The 21,029-nt window shown below is 70.4% G+C and carries 17 protein-coding genes and 2 pseudogenes; 5 read left to right on the forward strand and 14 right to left on the reverse strand.

The window, feature by feature from the left end; all coding sequences use genetic code 11:
* Nucleotides 1–542: 542 nt before the first annotated feature.
* Nucleotides 543–1,304, reverse strand: coding sequence for a MerR family transcriptional regulator (locus ACFU8W_RS30525; RefSeq protein ID WP_384043833.1), 762 nt, complete (start codon nt 1,302–1,304; stop codon nt 543–545).
* Between the two features lie 100 nt (nt 1,305–1,404).
* A complete protein-coding gene (locus tag ACFU8W_RS30530; RefSeq protein ID WP_384043835.1) occupies nt 1,405–2,079 on the reverse strand; it encodes a hypothetical protein in 675 nt (224 codons plus the stop codon).
* Between the two features lie 88 nt (nt 2,080–2,167).
* Between ACFU8W_RS30530 and ACFU8W_RS30535 the strand changes: the two genes are divergently transcribed.
* On the forward strand, nt 2,168–3,154 hold the full coding sequence (locus ACFU8W_RS30535; protein ID WP_384043838.1) for a tetratricopeptide repeat protein: 987 nt from the start codon (nt 2,168–2,170) through the stop codon (nt 3,152–3,154).
* 47 nt (nt 3,155–3,201) lie between these two features.
* On the opposite strand, the gene ACFU8W_RS30540 is transcribed toward ACFU8W_RS30535, so the two are convergent.
* The 3 genes from ACFU8W_RS30540 to ACFU8W_RS30550 form a co-directional block, all read right to left on the reverse strand.
* Complete coding sequence (locus tag ACFU8W_RS30540) at nt 3,202–4,212, reverse strand: helix-turn-helix domain-containing protein (protein WP_384043841.1); 1,011 nt, start codon at nt 4,210–4,212, stop codon at nt 3,202–3,204.
* Nucleotides 4,213–4,219: 7 nt separating this feature from the next.
* Nucleotides 4,220–4,447: a hypothetical protein gene (locus ACFU8W_RS30545; RefSeq protein ID WP_384043843.1), complete on the reverse strand. Its 228-nt coding sequence runs from the start codon at nt 4,445–4,447 to the stop codon at nt 4,220–4,222.
* 495 nt (nt 4,448–4,942) lie between these two features.
* The gene (locus tag ACFU8W_RS30550) at nt 4,943–5,173 is read right to left on the reverse strand and encodes a hypothetical protein (RefSeq protein WP_384043845.1); all 231 of its coding nucleotides are present in this window, start codon (nt 5,171–5,173) and stop codon (nt 4,943–4,945) included.
* Between the two features lie 284 nt (nt 5,174–5,457).
* Here ACFU8W_RS30550 and ACFU8W_RS30555 point away from each other — a divergent pair, with 284 nt between their 5' ends.
* Both ACFU8W_RS30555 and ACFU8W_RS30560 read left to right on the forward strand, forming a co-directional pair.
* Nucleotides 5,458–6,327 (forward strand): LLM class F420-dependent oxidoreductase, encoded by an 870-nt coding sequence (locus ACFU8W_RS30555; RefSeq protein WP_384043848.1) that lies wholly within the window; start codon nt 5,458–5,460, stop codon nt 6,325–6,327.
* Between the two features lie 296 nt (nt 6,328–6,623).
* A complete protein-coding gene (locus tag ACFU8W_RS30560; RefSeq protein WP_384043851.1) occupies nt 6,624–7,151 on the forward strand; it encodes a hypothetical protein in 528 nt (175 codons plus the stop codon).
* 189 nt (nt 7,152–7,340) lie between these two features.
* On the opposite strand, the gene ACFU8W_RS30565 is transcribed toward ACFU8W_RS30560, so the two are convergent.
* From ACFU8W_RS30565 to ACFU8W_RS30580, 4 genes and pseudogenes are all read right to left on the reverse strand, one after another.
* Entirely contained in the window at nt 7,341–7,946 is a 606-nt protein-coding gene (locus ACFU8W_RS30565) for a TetR/AcrR family transcriptional regulator (RefSeq protein WP_384043854.1), read from the reverse strand.
* 32 nt (nt 7,947–7,978) lie between these two features.
* On the reverse strand, nt 7,979–8,845 hold the full coding sequence (locus tag ACFU8W_RS30570) for a hypothetical protein (protein ID WP_384043857.1): 867 nt from the start codon (nt 8,843–8,845) through the stop codon (nt 7,979–7,981).
* A gap of 30 nt (nt 8,846–8,875) precedes the next feature.
* Nucleotides 8,876–10,504, reverse strand: a pseudogene (locus ACFU8W_RS30575) (IS200/IS605 family accessory protein TnpB-related protein).
* Between the two features lie 168 nt (nt 10,505–10,672).
* Nucleotides 10,673–11,152 carry an MFS transporter gene (locus ACFU8W_RS30580; RefSeq protein ID WP_384043860.1) on the reverse strand — a complete coding sequence of 160 codons (480 nt, stop codon included), beginning with the start codon at nt 11,150–11,152 and terminating at the stop codon, nt 10,673–10,675.
* Between the two features lie 520 nt (nt 11,153–11,672).
* Here ACFU8W_RS30580 and ACFU8W_RS30585 point away from each other — a divergent pair.
* On the forward strand, nt 11,673–15,395 hold the full coding sequence (locus ACFU8W_RS30585; protein WP_384043863.1) for a S8 family serine peptidase: 3,723 nt from the start codon (nt 11,673–11,675) through the stop codon (nt 15,393–15,395).
* A gap of 321 nt (nt 15,396–15,716) precedes the next feature.
* Here the strand turns inward: ACFU8W_RS30585 and ACFU8W_RS30590 are convergent, their stop codons facing one another.
* The 5 genes and pseudogenes from ACFU8W_RS30590 to ACFU8W_RS30610 form a co-directional block, all read right to left on the reverse strand.
* Nucleotides 15,717–15,983, reverse strand: a complete 267-nt coding sequence (locus ACFU8W_RS30590; protein ID WP_384043865.1) for a metal-sensitive transcriptional regulator — start codon at nt 15,981–15,983, stop codon at nt 15,717–15,719.
* 54 nt (nt 15,984–16,037) lie between these two features.
* Nucleotides 16,038–16,975, reverse strand: a pseudogene (locus tag ACFU8W_RS30595) (sulfite exporter TauE/SafE family protein).
* The gene (locus tag ACFU8W_RS30600) at nt 16,972–17,556 is read right to left on the reverse strand and encodes a rhodanese-like domain-containing protein (RefSeq protein ID WP_345516766.1); all 585 of its coding nucleotides are present in this window, start codon (nt 17,554–17,556) and stop codon (nt 16,972–16,974) included. The pseudogene ACFU8W_RS30595 and the gene ACFU8W_RS30600 overlap by 4 nt, the downstream one beginning before the upstream one ends.
* Before the next feature lie 151 nt (nt 17,557–17,707).
* A complete protein-coding gene (locus ACFU8W_RS30605) occupies nt 17,708–19,096 on the reverse strand; it encodes a rhodanese-like domain-containing protein (protein ID WP_384043868.1) in 1,389 nt (462 codons plus the stop codon).
* A 91-nt stretch (nt 19,097–19,187) separates the two neighbouring features.
* The gene (locus ACFU8W_RS30610) at nt 19,188–19,511 is read right to left on the reverse strand and encodes a rhodanese-like domain-containing protein (RefSeq protein WP_384043871.1); all 324 of its coding nucleotides are present in this window, start codon (nt 19,509–19,511) and stop codon (nt 19,188–19,190) included.
* A 210-nt stretch (nt 19,512–19,721) separates the two neighbouring features.
* On the opposite strand from ACFU8W_RS30610, the gene ACFU8W_RS30615 reads away from it, so the two are divergent.
* Entirely contained in the window at nt 19,722–20,990 is a 1,269-nt protein-coding gene (locus ACFU8W_RS30615; protein ID WP_384043874.1) for an MFS transporter, read from the forward strand.
* Nucleotides 20,991–21,029: the final 39 nt, after the last annotated feature.

The raw sequence follows: 21,029 nt of genomic DNA on the forward strand, positions 1-21,029 counted from the left end.
CCGCGTGGCAGGGCCTGGGGGACGGACCGTGGTGGTGATCGGCGGCACCAGCGGGATCGGCGCCGCGATCGCAGGCCGCTTCGCCGCCGACGGGGTTCGAGGAACTGCACGTCCTCATCAACGCCGCCGGCGTCATCGCGCGGGGCCCTGACGCGAACGGACGACGGGGCGGGATGCCGGGCGCAGCGCTCGGCACCCCGCCCCTCTCGCACACGCGGCCGCCACAAACCGGGGGCCTCCCCCCGTCTGGTGCACACCCTGGCTCCGGGCCTTGTGAGGGTGACCGATTATGGTGATGAAGATCTATTCGCACGGGTTCAGGACCGACGCCGTGGCCCTGTACCACTCGGCGGGGAAGAGCCTCAAGGCAACACGGCCCCCGACCGTCACTCACAGTGCCCGCGTCACGGAATGTGTGCCAGAGCCTGAGAACGGGCAGCACCTCGCCCGGCACCTGCGGGGTCGGGCGAGGTGAGCCTGCCGGTGCGACAGCCAGGGGCCGCTGTTGCGGGCCGGTTCCCGCGGGGCAGCCCGGTCCCGGTTCAGCTCAGATGGGTAGCGGCGTACGCCTCGATGGCGTTCCGCTGGTACGCGGCCAGCCCCGGTGTGATCGCCTCGTATGCGGCGCGCCAGGCGTCGTTGTCCACGCAGGAGCGCCCCATGGCGCGGTACTCCTCGGCGGACACGGCCCGCAGCTGGACCAGGGCCCGGTACTGGGCGTCGATCTCGGCCTGCACAGGCTCGGCGTCGGCCGGGTGGCCGGCGGCCATCAGCTCGGCCAGCCGGATCATCTGCGCCGTGCGCTCGCGCTGTCCGGCCTCGACGTCCTGCGGGGTCATCGCAGCGACCCTGCGGGCGACTTCCTCGGCGTGCTCGGGGAAGTCATGCAGGCTCTCCTCGTACTGGGAGGGCTGCACGCCCTCGAACAGGTTCTCCGGTCGGTTGATGGCGGTCATGGTTCTGCCGTCCTTCCTGGACTGCTCCAGTTCGGCGATCGTGCGGGAGACGGTGCCGGCCAGGGCGTCGAGCCGGTCCCGCTCGGCGAGCAGCCGCCGGTAGTGGCCACGCAGGGCTTCCACCTCGTCGAGCTGCTCGGCCAGGATCCGGCCGATCTCGGGAAGTCCTACACCCAGCGCCCGCAGTACGAGAATCTGCTGCAGCTGCAGCAGCTGGCGCTCCTCGTAGTAGCGGTGGCCGTTGGCCCCGATCCGGGCAGGCGGCAGCAGGCCGATCTCGTCGTAGTGCCGCAGGGTCCGGGCGGTCACACCCGACATCCGTGCAACCTCCGCGATCGGCCAGTCCATCGCCGCCTCCCTCACGAACGCGTCACCGGGCCGGTCTCTCCGGCCCTGCTCAGGACGGTAGAAGCTGCCGCAACGACAACTTCAACCCCGGAACCCAGGCTCACCCGATTCTCGGCTTCGCGACCGTACGGACGACGCCCAGACGGACCCCTATGGAGGCCGACTGCTGTCGAAACTCGTGACCATGTCGCTGCCGTCCTAGCTGCCCGATGCCTCCCGAACCAGCGTCGAAACGCTGCCTTCTCTCGTGAACAGAGCCACATGGCGCATCCGTGCCGATGCCTGCGACGCCGCGGAGCAAAAAGGACCGCGCGGCTCGCAAATGCCGTCGCCGTCCATGATGAGGCAGATGCCCACGGGGCCCGCCGTACGACTTCAGGCGCTTGGCCGACGGAGCTGGCACGCCGGCAGGGGTGAGGGTGGTGAGCGCCTTCTTGGGCGGCTGGGCCGTGGCGGGGGCGGTAACTTCCGCGACCGCGAACCGGTAGTGGTCGGTGGCCGCCATGGTGAGTGTCTCGCCGTCCGGCGTCATCTGGACGCCCGTGAGTGTCGGCAGGGTGTCATCGTGGCCCGCACTTGTCAGCACACGGTTCCGTACCTGTTTTTGAACCTCGCGGGCTCCTGGCTGAAGCCGTCCTGGTTGCGGTACTGGCGGGGTGGGGTGGGCGCGTGCTGGTCCAGCCAGGGCGAGAGAGGACGCCCGCCCGGACCCGATCTCTCCGTGCAACGCAAGCGTGGGGTCAGTGGCCGCGTTCGCCGGCGTTCTGGTCCACATGCGAACGTGAAAGCGGCCGCGCAGGGGAGCGAAGTTCTCCTGTCCTGGCGGCACGGTCCGGGGGATTTCGAGTCTCCACTATCCTCGGATGATGTTGAATCGAGCGGCAGCTGCTGGGGTCGGTCTGGCACGGGTGATGGCGCATTGCGGGGGCAACCCCACGGCAGCCGTGCACTATGTGGCCGGCGCTATCGCCTCCGCGCCTGAGGACCCTGAGCCCTACGCGGTACTCGCCGAATTGTGGGAAGAACAGCGGACGGGCCTGGGCGAGCTCTTCCAGGGCGCTGACTCCCTGAGGACGGTGCTGGCGCAGTCGTACATCAGCTTCCTCGAGAACAAGATGGACGGTGCAGTGCTGGCGCTCGGCGCGGTCACGGGCGCGCAACCCACCATTGCCTGGGCCAAAGCCCCTTGGTTCAGCGACGCGCGCTTCCTCGACGGGGTGAGTGCCGACGCGCTGGCCGAGGCTGCCATGCGGACGATGGATTACGGCCATGATCTCGACGCCCACAGCATGCGGGAAGGGTTCCGTCCCTGGTTCCGTGCCATCGAGGTGGTCTGTACCCGCGAGCCGTTGCCGGAGGTGATGGCCAAGATGGCGATCTTCCTGCGGGCATGTGGTCTCACCGATGCGTCGTTCGCCCTTTGTGATCGGGCGGACTCCATTGAGCGGATCATGCTGACGGAAGTCGTGCGGGCGGGCACGTGGCGCAAGTTGGGTGATCCTGACCAGACCGCGGCGGCGTTCCAGCGCGCTCTTGTCCTGGACCCGGCCAACTGGTCGCTGTATCTCGACCTGGCCGACGTACGCGCCGAACAGGGCGACTTCACCACCGCGGTCCAGTTCATCGATCAGGGATTGGAGCACGAGCCGGCCGAGGTCACGCTTCGCGCGGCCGGGGCCGCCTACCGTGCCCGGCTCACGGGTTCGCACGACGACCTGCGCGAACTGATCGGACTGGCACCGCACCTGCCGAACGACTCGTACCGGGGCCTGCTGATTGATCACGCGTGTGCTGGTCCCGCCCTGCCCAGCGAACTCATCGCCGAGGCCCGCCGCCTCCAGAACAGCTGACGCGGACTCCGGCAGTCAGTCGCAGCTTCGCGGCTGCACCTCCCGCGCTACGCGTCGCGGAGCAGGCGTAGTTGAAGGGTCTTCTCCAGGGTCTGGGAAGCGACGGAGCGTGGGCGGCCAGGTGCGGCAAGGGCGGGTGTGGCGCTGGTTGGGCTGGGTTTTTTGTGAGTCTGAAGGCGGTGGGCCGGGCGTTCGTAGCGTCGCGGAATCCGGATGGGCAGGCCGGAGCGAGTCTGCCCTGCTGGGGGGTAGGGGCGCTGCGGGCCCTTCCAGATGCGGGGCATGTCGGTGTTCATGTAGTCGCTCACCACTTGGTCACGAAGGTAGTCGTAGTCGGGGCCGTTCGCGGCTGTGGTCATCAGTAGGACGGGGTGTTGGGGTGGCACGGCCGCGGGGCCGTCCGCGACGCGGATCTCGACCACAGCCGGAGGCTGGCGGGCGTAGGTGTGCGCGATCCGGTCCCAGGCTCGTTCCCACGGTCCGACTTTACGGGGGGAGGCGCCGAGGGCTTCCATGAACGCGGTGACGTGCTCGCGGGAAGGGACCGCTTCCCCCCGCAGGACAGCGCTCAGACTGCTCTTCGGGAGCCGGAAGTGCCGGCCGTCAGCGGTTCGCCCGGCCTCGGATTGCAAGTAGCCCAGAGACGGCTGGCCTTCCCGAGCACGGACCTGGATCATCGCCCGGCGTAACTGGCCGAAGGTCTCGATCAGTTCCGGGTGAGTGAGTGCGGAGCGCACCGAGGTGGCCAGGTCCTGAAACTCTGTGGCGGTCTCCTCCCGGCGCCGGAGTTCTTCCTCGGAGCGGCGGGCGGCTTTCCACAGGCGGATCGCTTCTGCGGGGTCGGCTTCGCAGGCGCGTGCGTAGGCTTCGACGAGTTGACGGGAGGGGACTTTCCCGCTGGCGCCGCGCGAGAGCATGGACGCGGTGAACCGGTATCCGATCAGTTTGGCCATCGCCGCGTAGGTGACGCCTCGGCGCTCGCGCTGGGCACGTAGCCACAGCGCGAGCGCTTCGGACTGCCGGGTTTCTGCGGCGACGGCGTTCTCACGCCGTCCCATGGGTGGGTCAGACTGCCTCGAGCGAGGGCGCTGTCGTCGTGCGCATCGCCCTGAGCGAGCTGACGGCGACGTAGAGGGCGCCCGCGATGAACTCAACAGCGCCGAACATCGGCAGACCAGCCAGGGCGAGGGCTCCTGCCACGAGGATGACGACGAGGATGATGACCACCTCGCCGGGCGTCAGCGCGCCCGGAGAAGCACTGGGCGAGAACGGCGTGAGAAAGGATGAACGCATGCATGTCTCCAACTGGCGTCGTGTCAGAACCCTGAATGGGGCGCGGACTTGGGCTGCACCGTGACAGCTGACGGGGACTTCCAGGTCTGGTCCGTCAACCTGCGGGCGATCCTCTCACCAGTAACCGACCATCACAATGCGTGCCTCTTCGTGCAAGGGCGTTGATTCATAAGCGTCCGGAGCACGGGTCCACGATGCAGGCGAACGGGTGGACGAGCCGACAGCCGATCATCAGGAGGCCGCAGGTCAGGAGAGTGAAACCAATTTTTTCATTCGTTTCCGTCCATCCGGCGTTGCCGAAGACACGCACGCGATGACACCCTCCTAGCAACGCTGTCTCGGGTACTCGTACCCGAGGTTTCCCTGGCGTCGTGGCTGCACCATGGAACAGGGACCGGGCATCACCGCGTTCCAGCGCGGCGCCCCAGAGGGTGGCGCATCCTCACCGGATGCGGCCACCCTCCGCACTCTCATAAGCCGAAGTGATCAACCGGTTCATGGATTCCGTCCCTGCACACGTACGGCCTCGGGAATGACGGTCTCGCCCAGGGTGATCGCCGCCGTGCTGGTGACCGGCTTGAGCGAGTACCGGACGGGCGAGCGGCTGGGCTGTGTCGGCAGGTACAGGCGGGCGACACCAGCCGGGAGCTCGGCGCGCAGCGCTCCGTGCCGGCGGATCCACAGCGCAGGGTGTCCGCAAAGGGCCTCGTCGCGGAGCTTGTCCACGGCGGTACTGGCATCCTCGCGGTCGATCTCGACAGCGACGGGGAGGCGTCGCCGTTCCTGCGGAGGATGCAGTAGAGGCGCAGGCGTAGCTGACGGCTCCTGCCCGGCCGGCGGCTGGGCTCGGGCCTGGCAGCCCTCCTTCTGAGCTCCTCTTATGGGCCTGCTTCTCCGCCTCCCACATCGTCAGGTCGCGCTCCCGCTGCGCCTGCACCTCCGCCCGCGTTGGGCCACGTCACCCGAGCGCGTCCGCGCTTCGCACTTAAGGTGACGCCCGGAGGTGGAGAATGCGAGTGGGGTTGCACGCGCTCGGTATCGGTGACGGTGCCCGTCCCGAGGTGATCCGTGCGGTGGCCACGGCCGCGGAGACGCACGGCTTCGCGAGGCTCTGGTGCGGTGAGCACGTGGTGCTCGTGGACGCGCCCGCCTCGCGCTACCCCTACTCCGCGGACGGCCGGATCGCCGTGCCCGCGGACGCGGACTGGCTGGACCCGCTGCTTGCCCTGACCTTCGCGGCGGCGGTCACCAGCCGGATCGAGCTCGCCTCCGGCGTACTCCTGCTGCCTGAGCACAACCCGGTCCTGGTCGCCAAACAGGCCGCCACACTCGATGTGCTCTCCGCCGGGCGGTTCAGCCTCGGGGTCGGGGTCGGCTGGTCGTCCGAGGAATTCGCAGCGCTCGCAGTCCCCTTCGCCGAGCGCGGGCGGCGCACCGAAGAGTATCTCTCCGCGATGCGCGCCCTCTGGGCCGAGGACCCGGCCTCCTTCGCAGGGGAGTTCACCCGCTTCGACGCGATCCGGGTCAACCCGAAGCCGCTGCGCGGCGGCCGGCTCCCGGTCGTGGTCGGCGGCAACAGCGACGTCGCCTTGCGCCGCGCGGCCACGCTCGCCGACGGCTGGTACGGCTTCAACGTCCCGGCGGCCGACGTCCCGGCGCGCATCGCCGTTCTCGCCGATGAGTGCGCCCGCCACGGTCGCGCTCTTGACGAGCTCACGGTCGCCGTCGCGCTGAGCGACGGCATCCCGGAGCAGCTCCCCGCACTCGGTGCGGCGGGCGTCACCGAACTCGTCGTCGTCGGCGCACCCCCGCCCGCTCCCGAAGCGGCGGCCGCCTGGGTCGCGGAACTCGCCCGGACCTGGATTCGCCCGGAGGAATAACCAGGGCCGGCCGGAGCACCAGCCGCACTCTTTCACGCCCGCAAGGCGCCCCTGATGGGGATCTTTGAATGTCTCACCCCTCGCTCAGGGGGAGGACGGACCTGCGCACACGGGCTCCTCATGCTGGTGCGCCAAGAAGCCGTCCGGCCGGCAGACCGGTCGATGCCGAACCGCAACGGAAGGCGGGGCCGGGGCACACGGGCGGTGCAGCGCGACGCCCCGGGAGGGCCGTCCTCCCCTGTGGTGTCGGTTATTGTTCCCGGTCCAGAGGGATGGCGGGGATTGAGGGAAACATCGTGGCGCAGCACCTGGGGCCGCTGGAGCTGGTCGGAGACCGGTGGATAATCGGGGATCCGAAACGGAAGGACGGTCTGTGCGTGGTGCTCACGCCCGAGGGCGTCGAGCACTACAGGCGTGCGGATCGGGTGCCTCAGTCCGTCGTCCGGTGGTCCCAGTTCGTGCAACTGGGGGTTCATGCGACCTGCTGGAAGTGGGAGGCCACCCGTACCGGAGGTTTCGTCGGCGCATTCGGCAATACCCCTTATCAGACCGGGCGTGACGGCTGCTCCCTGCAGGGGCTGCTCCGCCACCCGTCCGAGCCGTGGTCGGTGCGGTACACGCACCACAAGCGCCACTACACGGGCAGCCATGTGTTCCTGCTGAAGGCCCTGGTTCGCAAGCTTTCCGAGGCGAAGGCACTGGATCGTCTCGGTGATCCACAATGGCTGGGCGCGGCCGTCAACAAGTTGTCACCGGTGACCGCATGGCTTCCCAGCTCAGGCAACCGCCTGGTGCAGGAGACCATCGAGAGCCTCGGCACCTGAGATGTCGTCACGGCTCGCACACTGCAGGAGCGGGAGGCCCTGACCCACTTGTCCATCGCTCAACGAAGTGGGAACCCGGTTGAGCCTGGTGGATTGCGCACGTCCTGTCCGCAGCTCCGCGCGACGAGTCGGCGCATCCGGCCCAGCCGGCCGGCTGCGGTCGGGGACGGGAACGGTCCCCCTGGACCTTCAGCTTTCCGGGCCGGTGGTCGCGGGCTCCGCGAGCGGCGCCGCGTCGAGCAGGACGGCCGCGGCGGCGCGGGCGGTGGTGGAGGCCGACGGGTCGCGGTCCATCCACGCGGACAGTGCGGCGCCGTCGTAGAGCAGGTGCAGCTGGCGGGCCAGCCCCTCGGGGTCGGCGTAGCCGGCTTCGGCGGCCAGTTCGGTGAACAGGCCGCGCACCCAGGCCCGGTAGTCGTCAGCCGCGCGGCTGATCGAGCTGTCGTCCGGCGCCTCGGCGGTGGCCCGCACGAACGCGCAGCCGTTGTACTGGGGGGCCGTGAAAGACTCGCCCTGTGCGTCGAAGACGCCGAGCAGGCGTTCGCGGGGGGTCCTGAAGCGGGTCAGGGTCCGCAGGATCCGGTCCTGAATGCGCGTCTTGCGGGACTCCAGGTAGGCGCAGACCAGGCTCTCCTTGTTCCCGAAGGTGTTGTAGAGGGATGCCTTGGCGACTCCGGCATGCTCAATGATGCGGTCGATGCCGACGGTCTGCACGCCCTCGCTGTAGAAGAGCTCGTTGGCGGCCTTGAGCAGGCGCTCCCGTACAGACGGCTTCGTTGCGGTCCTGGTCGCCATGACGATCATCCCTTCAGACAGATCAGTCTATTCTAGCCGGAGACGGTTTGCGGCACCCGTGCGGTCTGCGGTGCGGGTGCGGCCTCGGAGAGGGGACCGGCTGCCGTCCGGAGCGCTGCCACCGGCTCCGCGAGGCGGCCGCTGAGCAGCAGGCCGATCAGCGCGGCGGCCGTCAGCACGATGACGGCGATGCCGTACTGCCGGGCGGTCTGCAGCAGCCCGCCTCCGTGCACGACCAGCACGCCGCCGATCACCGCGGGTACGCCCAGGCCCAGGTAGGACACCACGTACAGCAGGGACAGCACCCCGGCCCGCTCGTGCGGCTCCGTCTGCGGCATCACCATCCGGATGCCGCCCTGGAACCCGCTGCCGAAGCCGAAGCCGGCGATCGCACTGCCCGCGAAGAACCCGGTCGCGGCGGCTGCGCCGCCGGTGCCCGGGCCGATGGACACCAAGGTGATCGCCACACCGGCAATCAGTGCGCCGACGCCGAGCAGCATCACCGTGCGCGTCGAGGTACCGCGCAGCACCAGGACGGCCAGGCCCGCGGAACCGGCGAGCACGAACAGCGGCAGCCCGCCCCATACGACGGAGGTGGAGTGCACCAGGGTCCGGATGATGGCCGGGCCCAGCGCGCCGTAGAAGCCGGCCAGTGCCCACACCGCGAACAGTGCGGGGGCGGCGATCGCCACCGGGGTGCGGACGGCCATGGGCAACTTGATCTCGGGGGCCATGCCGGCCAGCGCGCCCGGCTTGCGGCTCACCGTCTCGCGCAGAGCGAGCACACCGAGCGCCTGCAGGACAAATATGCCGAGCAGTACGAAGTAGGCGAGGCGGGTGGGCACGGGCAGGTACTGCACGATCAGCCCGGAGACCAGGGCGCCGCCGGCGGTGCCCACCGCGGGCGCGAAGGAGTTCAGGAACCGTTCCTAGCCAGTGTGCGTGAGTGAGTCCTGGACCCACTGCTGCGTACTGGGCGCATCCCGAGCGGTGTTGGATGCGCTGGGTTCCCGCGTTCGCGTCCCGTTCGGTGACGGCCCTCCGGGGGGCCGGTCCGTTGCGAGTGGGCGGGTTCCCTCACGCCCCCGGTCACCTGGCCCGGCCTGGGCGGTCCGATGCCCCGCACGATCACTCCGGTCGTGCGGGGGCGGTGCCGTCCGACGCCGGATCGGGTGTCCGAGGGCGCGTCGTCCGATCGCGATGCCCGCGGCATCGTGACGGGACATCTTTCGGTGCACGGTGACCAGCGGTTTCTGTCAGTGCTGGGCACCCCACCGGGAGGTGTAGGCGGGGTCGACCGCGACAATGCTCAGGCCGTGTTCGGCGGCCATCGACACCAGCCGGGCCTTCAGTCTCCCGGTCGGCATGCCGGAGATGAGCTGCCGGAACCGTTTCCTGCGGCCGTGCTTCTCCCGGGTCTTCTCGGCGGTGAAGTCGAGGTCTTCGATGCCGATCGCGGCGACCCCGACACGCACCGCCCAGTGGATCAGGCGGGTCAGCGCGTGGCGGAGCTGCGCGTCGCGGTGACCGGCGGTCCCGGACAGGTGGTAGGGGAAGCGGTGCGGGTCGCCGACGGGGTTGCCGTGCCGGTCCAGGTGGTAGGCGGCGAAGTGGTCGGCGTTGGTGTCGACACCGATCATGCCCCGGGCACGGGCGGCCTCCAGCGGGATGGTCTTCACGACGGGGCGCTGCCAGGACGCGGTGAGGTACCAGCGGCCACGCCCCGTATCGAGGTGGATGCGGTAGGCGACCGCCCGGTTCGCGGCGATGCGGTCGGCCCACTCCGCACCCCGGTGCGCAAAGCCGATCCGGGAGGCGAGGACGTACCGGCCGTGCCGGGCATTGGCCAGGTGCGCGAGCGGGACGGGCAGCCTGATGGACACTTCGCCGTCCGGGGTGACGCGGATCGTCTCGTTCCCGAACCCCTTCCCCGACTCACCGTCCGCCGCAAGAAACCAGCGCCCCGCCTCCCACCGTTGCCGCCACTGGCCCTCGGTGAGCCCGGCCTGGGCAAGGTGGTGGCGGGTGTTCAGGAGACGTCTGCCGCCCCGCACCACCCGCACCCGCCCGGCCTGCCACTCGGCAACAGCAGCAGCGTGCCGCGCCTCCAGCATCGCGAGGCGGCGGGACTTGCGGAACCACTCGCTCTTCGACCGGTAGCCCCCCGCCGCCCGCTTGGTGCCCTTCTGCCCGATCGGGAGGGACAGACGGTGCCGCAGCGTCCTGATCCCGGCTGCCAGCGTCTGGATGTGTGCTGCCTGGCAACGGCGCGCGAGCGCCCACTGATCGTGGGTGGCCTTGGTGATCGCACCCGCGATCCGCGACGACGACAGCGGCGTCAGGTCCCGCTTACGCGACGCCCAGCTGTCCGCACTGTGCTCCAGACCGTCCGCACAGCGGGCCTGGAGATCACGCGAAGCCAGACGGCCCTGGTGCTCACCGACCGCACGCAGCACCCTCTCGTCCCGGGAGGTGAGGTGCTTGAGACGGTCCCGGACCGCCACCCCGCAAGGCCCGGGCACCACGAAGGACCCGGCCAACTCCCGCACGCCACCCACCGCGCCACCCCCGCCCACAAAGGCCAGCCACCCGCTGTCCAGCCCAACGAGCAGCAGCCGCCAAGGTCACCCATTCGACCACAGAACCCCTGTCCCCACCCCCAAACCCACCGACAGGACCACTCCCGCACACCACCACTCACTTCAGCTCAGCAAACCAACAGCAGCTCACAACCCTCCCCTGCGCGGGTCGATGTCGAGCATGCCGGCGCCGATCGCGCCGAGCGCAGCGCCGGTGCCCACGCCCTGGACGACACGGGCGGCCAGCAGTGCGTCCACCCCGCCGGCGGTGGCGAAGACGACCATTGCCGCGGCCTGCCCGGTCAGGGCCACCAGCAGGACCGGCCGGCGGCCGACGTGGTCGGAGATCTTGCCGAGGACCAGGAGCGAGACCAGCACAGCGAGCGCGTAGACGCCGAAAACGGTGGTGGTGGTGATCGGCGAGAAGCCCCAGCGCTGCTGGTAGATCGCGTAGAGCGGGGTCGGGGCGCTGGATGCGGCCAGCAGCGACACGACGATCGAGGCGAGCAGGGCAAGGGAGGCAATGGGTCCCGGGCCCCGTCGTCGCCGGTGGGCGGCGTACGCAGGGGACCGTCGTGCGGGGCTGTTCGTCCGGGCGGCGTGGCGCGCAGTGGGTGTCAGGCTCATGGGTAACCCTCAGGGTTAGACAGGTCTGTCTAGTGCAGGGAAGAGACTAGACAGATCTGTCTGATCTGGTCAAGCGAAAGGTTCATGCCTCAGGTCACGCGGCTCTACCGAGCGGTCTGATTGTTTTGTTCATGCAGGTTCGCGGCAGGGGCGGGCACCGGCGGCGCGGGCGGGGCGCCGTCCCGGCCGCGAGCCCGGGCGGCGGCACACCGGCCCCCCTGCCGGGGTGTCCGGCCGGCAGCCGCCGGCACCGGTGACCGGCGCAAGTGGTCGCGACCGATGTGACCGAGCTTTCTCCGTCATGGTGCGCAGTTCTGACGGTCCGACAGGAGCAGGGCGGGGCCTGGGTGGAGATGGTCCGCCGGCTGTCCGCCGTGTGGATTGCAGGGGCGGCCCGTCCCTGTGGTGGCACAACTGCGCCATGGCCAAAGGGCGCCAGCCAGAGTCTCTTGTTCGAGGCCGAAGGCAACCCCCATGCTCCGGGTGCTCTCCCACTCTTCGCTTCCCTTGAGGGGTCTCCTTGACCAGCGTTCCCATTCGCAGGCCGGGGCCGATCGCGCTTGCCGCGGTCGCCGCTCTGGCATTCGGGGTCGTACCAGCCACCGCTGCGGCACCTGCGGACCCGGCCGGTCCGGTGCTGCCCGCCGGCGCCGCACACCAGCCGCCGGGAAACGGCGGCACGCACAGCGTCACCCTGATCACCGGTGACAAGGTCACGATCGGCACCGCCGCCGACGGCACCGTCGTCCGGTCCTTCGAAGGCCCGGACGGAACCACCGCCGGCTTCCACCGCGCCGTCGTCGACGGGTCGATGTACGTCTACCCGGATGCCGCCCTGCCCTACGTCGGCGCGGGGCTGCTGGACAAGCAGTTGTTCAACGTGACCCGGCTGATCGCCGACGGGTACGACGACGCGCACGCCGAACGGTTGCCGCTCATCGTCCGCTACACCGACGCCGCCGCCAGGTCCCGGACCGCGCCGGACATGGCCGGCTCGAAGGTCGTGCGCCGGCTGGACAGCATGCAGGGCGCGGCGGTCGCGCAGAACCGCGAAAAGGCCCCGGCGTTCTGGTCGGCGCTCACCGGCCGGTCCGGCGCAGCGGCAGCACGCCGTGGATCGGCACGCCCCGCCTTCGCGGGCGGCATCGCCAAGGTCTGGCTCGACGGCAAGGTGACGGCCGACCTGGCCGACTCGACCGCGCAGATCGGTGCGAACCGGGTCTGGGCGGAGGGCAACACCGCCAAGGGTGTGAAGGTCGCGGTGCTCGACACCGGCGTGGACACCGAACACCCCGACCTCGTCGGGCAGGTCGACGCGGCCACCAGCTTCGTCCCGTACGAGGAGGACGTCGCCGACTACAACGGTCACGGCACCCACGTCGCCTCGACGATCGCCGGCACCGGCAGCGCCTCCGACGGAAAGGAGCGGGGTGTTGCTCCCGGGGTCCGGCTGGACATCGGCAAGGTGCTCAACAGTGAGGGCCAGGGACAGGAGTCCTGGATCATCGCGGGCATGGAGTGGGCCGCCCGGGACGCACAGGCCAAGGTCATCAGCATGAGTCTGGGCGGTGGTGGTGACAGCACCGACCCGATGAGCGAGGCAGTCGACCGGCTCAGCGCCGAGACCGGCGCGCTGTTCGTGGTCGCGGCCGGTAACGGCGGCCCGCGCAGCATCAGCAGTCCCGGTGCCGCGGACTCGGCGCTGACGGTCGGCGCGGTCGACTCCGCGGACAGGCTCGCCGATTTCTCCAGCCAGGGCCCGCGGGACGGCGACTTCGGGCTGAAGCCGGAACTCACCGCACCGGGCGTCGACATCCTCGCGGCCCGCTCGCACCTCCGGCGGAGCGGCTCGGGCTTCTACACCACGATGAGCGGCACGTCGATGGCGACGCCTCACGTCGCCGGCGCCGCCGCGCTGCTCGCCGCCACGCACCCCGACTGGAGCGGCCCGCGGCTGAAGGAGGCGCTGGTCAGCAGCGCCAAGGCGACCCCGTCGTACACCCCGTACCAGGCGGGCAGCGGGCGGGTCGATGCCTCGGCGGCGGTGCACGCGTCGGTCTTCGCCACCGCGAGCGCGTACTCCGGCTTCCACGCGTGGCCCACGAGGGCGGGAGAGACCGATGTCCAGAAGGTGACGTACACCAACGTCGGCGATGACCCGGTCAGCCTGGACCTGGCGGTCGACGCTGCCGCCCCGGTGGGCCTGTTCACCCTTTCCGACGACCGGGTCACCGTTCCCGCGCACGGCACCACCTCGGTGACCGTGACCGCGGCGCTGGACCGGCTTCCGGCCGACCAGCAGATCAGCGGCGTGATCACCGGTACGGACAGCGCCAAGGTCGTGCGGGCCCGGACCCTGATCGGCGCCGCCAGGGAGGGACGGCGGCAGAGCCTGACCGTCGTCGCGAAGGACCGGTCGGGCAAGCCGCTTTCCGGCAGGGTCCTCTTGGTGGCGGAGCACCTCTGGACGACGCTCGAGCTCGACGGGTCCGGCACCGGCACCGTGCGGCTGCCCGTCGGCAGTTACAGCGGATGGCTCACCGGCGACGTGCGGGGGGCGAACGGGCCGCACTCGCTGGGTATGGCGGTGCTCAGCTTCAACGACGTGCAGTTGGATCAGGACCGTACCGTCACCCTGGACGGCCGAAAGGCCCGCCAGGTCCTGGCGCACGTGCCCAAGGAGAGCACCGCGGTCGCGCCCCGGCTGGACGTCCACCGGTCGTTCACCGACACCCTCGCCGAGAGCTCGATGCTGCCCGGCCCGTCGTACGACAGCATCTGGGCGCTCCCGACCGGCACGAAGGTCACCGACGGCAGGTTCGAGTTCGGCGCCCGGTTCCGCCTCGAAGAGCCGGCGCTGACCGTGGGCACGAAGTCGGAAACGTTTGACGACCTGCTGGTCAAGCGTGCGGCCACGCCGCTGCCGGCGGGGTCCGGCAAGCTGACGGCGGTCTTCGCCGGCGGGGGTACGGCCCAGGAGCTGGCAGGGCACAACGTCCGCGGCAGGGCCGTGGTGGTGCGGCGCAACGACACCATGACGATTGCGGAGCAGGCGAAGGCCGCCGCCGCGGCCGGCGCGCGGGTGCTCCTGGTCGTCAACGACGGCATCGGCCGGCTTCAGCCGTGGGACGAGAATCCCTGGAGCCCCGAGAGCCCGGCCCCACTGACGGTGGCGACACTCAACGCCGACCGGGGCGGGCACCTGATCGACGCCATCGGGCACGGCAGCGTCGAGTTGAAGGTCGCTTCCCATCCCACCACCGACTACCTCTACGACGTGGTGCACCACTGGTCCGGCGCCGTCCCGGCCAACCCGACCTGGCGGGCGGAGCCGAACGACCTGGCCCGGGTGGACGTCTCGTTCCGCAACCACCGGCCGGGCAAGGCGCTGGAGTTCCGCACCGACGTCTGGCAGGGCTGGGCCGTCGGAAACCAGCTCACCGCTCCCGCCCAGGGCGAGCGGACCGACTGGGTCACCCCCGACGCCACCTGGCTGGACGACGCCTTCATCGTCGGCGAGACCGGGCAGCACTCGATCGACGTGCTTCGTTACAGGACCGGGAAGACCGGCAAGGTCAGCTGGTTCGGGCCGATCCAGCGGCCCCGGATGGGTCCGATCGGCTATCAGCCGGTGCGCTACCTCGACACGATGTACATCCCCGCGCCGGGCTGGGGCGACTCGGGCGGCCATGTCGGCGAGGCCTACGGCAACTTCGACGTCAAGGACTGGATGTCGCTCTACCAGGGTGACCGGCAGCTCGACTGGGGCAACTCCGAGTTTCTGCCGGTTCCCGGGCTCGCCCCGCAGCGGCTGCCCTACCGGCTGGTGGTCGACAACGACCGGGCAGCCTGGGCCCACCCGTACTCGACGCACACCCGGACCGAGTGGAACTTCACCTGCGCGGCCACCGGAGTCGAGTCGGCCGAGTCCCTGCCACTGATCCAGCTCGACTACGGGGTGAACACCGACAAGGCCGGCCGGGCGAACCGGCACGCGGGGCTGACGGTGGCCGCCTCCCACCTGCCCGGCACGACAGCCGCGATCGGGAAGCCTTCCCTCGCCATCTCGTATGACGACGGGGCGACTTGGCAGCGGCCCGAGCTGGATCGGGACGGCAGCGGATGGCGAACGGCCCTGCACGCGCCGAAGTCCGCCGGCTTCGTCACCCTCCGGGTCACTGCCCGCGACGCTGCCGGCAACAGCGTCTCGCAGACGATCACCCGGGCCTTCGGCCTGCGCTGACGTCACCTGACACAGCGCCTGGGTGTGGTGCACGCGTGGTGTCGGCACTCATGGCGAAGGCCTCCGGTGCGGTGGAGATGTCCGGTCTCCGCCGCACACGGAGCCTTCGTGTGTGCCGTCATGCCGCCGGCAGTCCAACGAGCACCACCGCCCGCGGGCCGGGTGACACGACGGACAGGAACCACACAGTCGCCGCCCTGGACCTGCAACCCGACGAACTACCGGCCCGCCTCAGCGACACCACGACCCGCCTCGCCGCCGCGTCCGCCGCACTCCCCCGTCATCACGGCGCGCCAAGTGGCGCGGCCGCCCCACCGCCGGTCAGGCCAGGGCGAGGAAGAGCCTTTCGAGTTCCTCTTCCGACAGGGGAGGTGCGTCGGCGGCGCTCTCGGCGAGGCACTGTCGCATCCCGCTGGCCACGATCTTGAAGCCGGCCCGGTCCAGTGCCCGGGAGACGGCGGCGAGCTGAGTGACGACGTCCTTGCAGTCGCGTCCGGCCTCGATCATCGCGATGACGCCGGCCAGCTGCCCCTGTGCGCGCCGCAGCCGGTTCAGGACGGGCCCCACGGCCCCTTCTTCCACCTGCACGGGAGTCCTCCTTCACCCGAACCCGAACTTCCATAATACCCCAGGGGGTATATATCAAGGCTTTCCCGCGGTCGCACGACGGCGCGCCTTCGGCTCCGGCCGGCCTCGCACGTCCGGCGGCGCCGGCAGTTGCGAGTCGTGCGAGTGATGCCGTGTCAGCGGGTCCCGCCGCACGCGCGCGGCGGCGACGGCGAGCAGTGCGGTGCCGATTCCGGTCCAGGTGGCGGGGTGGGTCCACACAGCCGTGTCGAGCTGCCGGCCGAGGACGAAGAGGCCCATGACGACGACGAACCATCCGAAGGCCTTGCGCAGGGCGTCCTGGGGGATGCGTCCGGCGAACCGGGCGCCGAGGACGCTGCCGGTGACGGCCGCGGCGGTGACGGCCAGCGCGAGGCCCCAGTCGATCTGCACGCCCGAGAGGTGCCCGGCCAGGCCTGCGAAGGACTTCATGACGATGACCAGCAGGGATGTGCCGACCGCGATGCCCATGGACAGTCCGCCGAGGATCGCGAGCGCGGGCACGACGAGGAATCCGCCGCCGGAACCCACCAGGCCCGTGACGGCACCCACGATCAGGCCTTCGACGGCGATGTGCTTCAGCGGCAGGTCGCGGCGCTGCGGCTTGAGCCTGTCCTGTCGGCGGGGCTTTCGGAGCATGGCCGCCGCCGTGGCGAGCATCATCAGGGCGAAGGCGACGAGGAGCACGGTGCCGGGGACGTACCCGGCGACACGCCCTCCGCCGTACGCGCCGACCATGCTGAAAGCGCCGAAGAGGAGGCCGGTCCTCCATCGCACCCGGCGGGCGCGGGCGTGGGGGATCAGGGCGGCCAGACTGGTGACGCCGACGACGAACAGGGAGGTGGCGATGGCCTCCTTGGTGTCCTGTCCGGCGAGGTACACAAGGATCGGCACGGTCAGGATCGAACCGCCGCCGCCGAGGATGCGAGGCTGACGCCGACGAACAAGGACGCCGCGACGACGAGGACGGTCACGGTTTGCCCCGCAGTTCCGTGATGACGGTACGGATGTCGACGCGCGGCCCCTTGTTGTAGGGGAGCTTGGACAGCAGGACGCCCATGGCGCAGGAGTTGCTGAGGGCCGCGTACGTCAGGCCGGCGCCGACCGCCGTGCCGATCAGGTGCGCGCCGGGGACGAAGACGCCCACCAGACCGGTCGCCAGCACGATCGAACCGGCGACGAGCCGGACCTGACGCTCCATGTCCCACCGGTCGGCGCCGCGGTTCACGGGTGCGCCCGCCATCTCCCAGGCGTTCATGCCGCCCTCCAGGACGCGGAGGTTCGGCAGGCCGGCTTCGGCGAGTGCCTGTTCCGCCTGGGCGGCGCGGGCCCCCGAGCGGCAGACGAGTACGACGTCCTCGTCGAGGTGGGTCAGCAGCTCGGCCCGGTGCTCGCGCAGGGTGCCGAGGGGCACGTTGTAGGCGCCGGGGATGTGAACTGTGCGGAACTCGCCCGGCATGCGCACGTCCAGGACGCGAGGTGCACGGCCTTCCTTGACCAGCCGGTGGAGGACGGCCGGGGCGATCGATGAGGTCTGGGCGGCGTTCTCGGCCATGAAGGAATCCAATCGAAGAATACCCTGGGGGGTATGTGTGGGTGAGTGCAGGGCCCGGGGGTACGGGTGGGGTGAGGGCCCGGGGCGGCCCGCGGGGGGTGGGGGCGCCACTCCCCCGCGGGAATGCCGGGATGCCGTGAAAGGGAAGCGGTCAGGCGTTGACGGATTCGGCGGACAGGGCCCAGGCGGCGTAGCCGCCGAGGATGTCGGAGACGTCGGTGAAGCCGCGGTGGCGCAGGAGGCTCGCGGCGATCGAGGAGCGGTGGCCGCCCGCGCAGTGCAGGACGAGGGGCCGGTCGGTGGGGATCTCGTCCAGGCGGGTCGGCAGTTCGCTCAGGGCGATGTGTGCGGCACCGTCGACGAATCCGTTCGCCTCGCGTTCGCCGCAGGTGCGGACGTCCACGATCAGCGGCGGATTGTCTCCCGCCAGGGCGGCCCGCAGCTGCGCGGCCGTGAGTCGGCTCGCGGGGGTGACCTCCTCGGCCATCTCCGTGAAGGCGTCCTCGGGGTTGCGCAGGTAGCCCGCCACGTGATCGAAACCGATCCGGGCCAGGCGGGTGACGACCTCCTCCTCCCGGTTCTCCGGCGCGATGACGAGAAGTTCGCCGGAAGGATCGAGGACGGTGCCCGCCTGCTCGGCGAACCGGCCCTCGGCCGGCACGTTGACGGCACCGCGCAGGTGACCGGAGGCGAACTCCTGCGGCGATCGGGCGTCGACCACGACCGTGCCGCCCCGCCGCAGCTCGGCGAACTCCTCCAGCCGCAGCGGCCGAGGAGCCGCAACCCGGTCGTACAGCAGGCGCGCCTTGCGGTTCAGGTCGGCGTCGTAGGCGAAGTAGCCGGGCGCCGCGGACTGGCCGGCGGTAACGAGGGCGACGAACTCGGCCTCGGTCATGGGGGCGCAGGCGTAGTTGGTGGCGCGCTGCTCGCCGATGGTGGACTGCTTCTCGGTGGAGAGGTTCTTGCCGCAGGCCGATCCGGCCCCGTGGGCGGGGAAGACACGGACCTCGTCGGGCAGGGCCATCAGCTTGTTCTGGACGCTGTCGTGGAGCATCGCGCCGAGTTCATCCGCGGTCACCCCCACGGAGGCGAGCAGGTCCGGGCGGCCGACGTCCCCGATGAACAGCGCGTCACCGGTCAGCACCCCGTGGGGAACCGTGTCGTCGGCGTGCTCGTAGACCAGCACGCTGATCGACTCCGGCGTGTGCCCGGGCGTCTCCAGGATCTCCAGGGTGACGTCGCCCAGGCTGACGCGCTCGCCTTCGGCGAGCTTGCGGATGGGGTACTCGGTCTCGGCGCGGTGACCGTAGCCGATCCAGGCCCCCGTGCGGTCGGCCATCTCCAGATGCCCGGCGACGAAGTCGGCGTGGAAGTGGGTGTTGATCACCCCGACCACGGTGAATCCGCGGGCCTCGGCGTCGGCGAGGTACTCCGAGACGTCCCGGCGCGGGTCCACGACCACGGCCTGCCCCGTCGTCTCGTCGGCGATCATGTACGACGCCTGGGAGAGGCAGTCGAGGTAGTACTGGCTGAAGAACACGGCAAACCCTTCGTTTGACGATGGCGTACCCGGTCGGGTACGGGGAAGATGGCCGAAGTCGCAGGTCAGCGCCCTGGGGGCGGCTGGGGCTTCAGGCGGCCTCAGCCGCCGTGCCGCGGGCGACCGGGCAGCCGGCCCGAGCCCGTGCGGCGGTACCGCCCGCGACCGATACGGCGTCCACGCCGATGGCCTGAAGGTGTTCGGCGGCCCGGCCGCTGCGGTCGCCGCTCGCGCACATCACGTACACCGGCCGGTCGCCGGGCAGATCGTCCACAGCCGCACCGAGCGTGGACAGCGGCGCCAGTCGTGCACCCGGCACATGGCCGGCCCGGTACTCGTCGGGCTCCCGGACGTCGATCACGAACGCGCCGTTCGCGAGTTCCGCCGCGAAGACATCCAGATCCACTTCACGCATGGAGAATCCTCGCTTCCCAATACCCCCGTGGGTATCGACACCTCCGACCGTAGACAGGTCGGAGGTGCCAAGTCAAATACCCCCCTGGGTATCTTGGATCACGTCGAAAACTGCAGCCCATTAATACCCATGGGGGTATGTTGGCCTGCGGATAGTCACACAGATGCGCTCCGGCCCGCAGATTCGCGGCCGATGAGCAGGAGGGATGCCATGGGCCACCGGACCGCTGCGGTCGCACCCGTGCACAAGCCGGTGCGGCTGGGGCTTCGGGAGAATGGGGCGCAGTTCACCCTGCTCGTCGTCGTCACCGTCTCCGTCGGCGCGCTCGTCGGCCTGGAGCGCACCACCGTCCCGCTCATCGGCGCCGAGGTCTTCGGACTCACGAGCAACCTGGCCGTCTTCTCCTTCATCATCGCCTTCGGCCTCACCAAAGCCCTGACCAACCTCGCGGCCGGAGCGCTCACCGCCCGTTTCCGCCGCCGACAGCTCCTGCTGGCCGGCTGGCTGATCGGCATACCGGTGCCGTTCGCCCTCGCCTGGGGTCCGTCCTGGTGGTGGATCGTGGCCGCGAACGTCCTGCTGGGCGCCAACCAGGGCCTGACCTGGTCGATGACCGTGAACATGAAGATCGACCTCGTGGGGCCGGCCCGCCGGGGCCTGGTCACCGGCCTGAACGAGGCCGCCGGCTACGCAGCCGTCGGCGCAATGGCCCTGTTCACCGGCTACCTGGCCACCGCGCACGGCCTGCGGCCGGCACCCGAGCTGATCGGCGTCATCTTCGTCGTCGCCGGGTTCGGCCTGTCGCTCCTGGCCCGGGACACCGCCGCCCATGTCGCCCTCGAACTCGCCCAGCACCCCGCCCCGAACAGGGAGGAACGGAAGGCGTCGTTCGCAACCACGTTCGCGCGCACCTCGTGGCGGGACCGTTCCCTGCGCGGCGCGAGCCAGGCGGGTCTGGTCAACAACCTCAACGACGGTCTGACCTGGGGTGTCTTCCCTCTGCTCTTCGCCGACCACGGCCTCGGCATCGCCGCCATCGGCCTGGTCAAGGGCCTCTACCCGCTCCTGTGGGGCATCGGCCAGATCCCCGCGGGCCAACTCGCCGACCGGATCGGCCGCAAACCCCTCATCGTCACCGGCATGCTCGTCCAGGCCGCGGGTCTCCTCCTCGCACTGGCGATCCTCGACCGCCCCCTTCTCGCCGGCATCCTCTCCGCCGTGGCCCTGGGCCTTGGCACCGCGATGGTCTACCCGGCGCTCATCGCCTCCGTCTCCGACCACGCCCACCCCACCTGGCGCGCCAACGCGCTGGGCACCTACCGCTTCTGGCGCGACATCGGCTACGCGGCCGGAGCCCTCGTCGCGGGTCTCCTCGCCGACACGCTCGGCCTGAACGCCACCGTCCTCGCCGCCGCCGGCCTCACCGCGGTGTCCGGGGTACTCGCCGCCCGCTGGATCACCGACCGCCCAGGCCCCTGACACCGGCAGGACCGGCGAATGCAGGGCTCACAAGCAGCT

The organism is Streptomyces sp. NPDC057565, assembly GCF_042801455.1.
GTDB lineage: Bacteria > Actinomycetota > Actinomycetes > Streptomycetales > Streptomycetaceae > Streptomyces > Streptomyces yanii.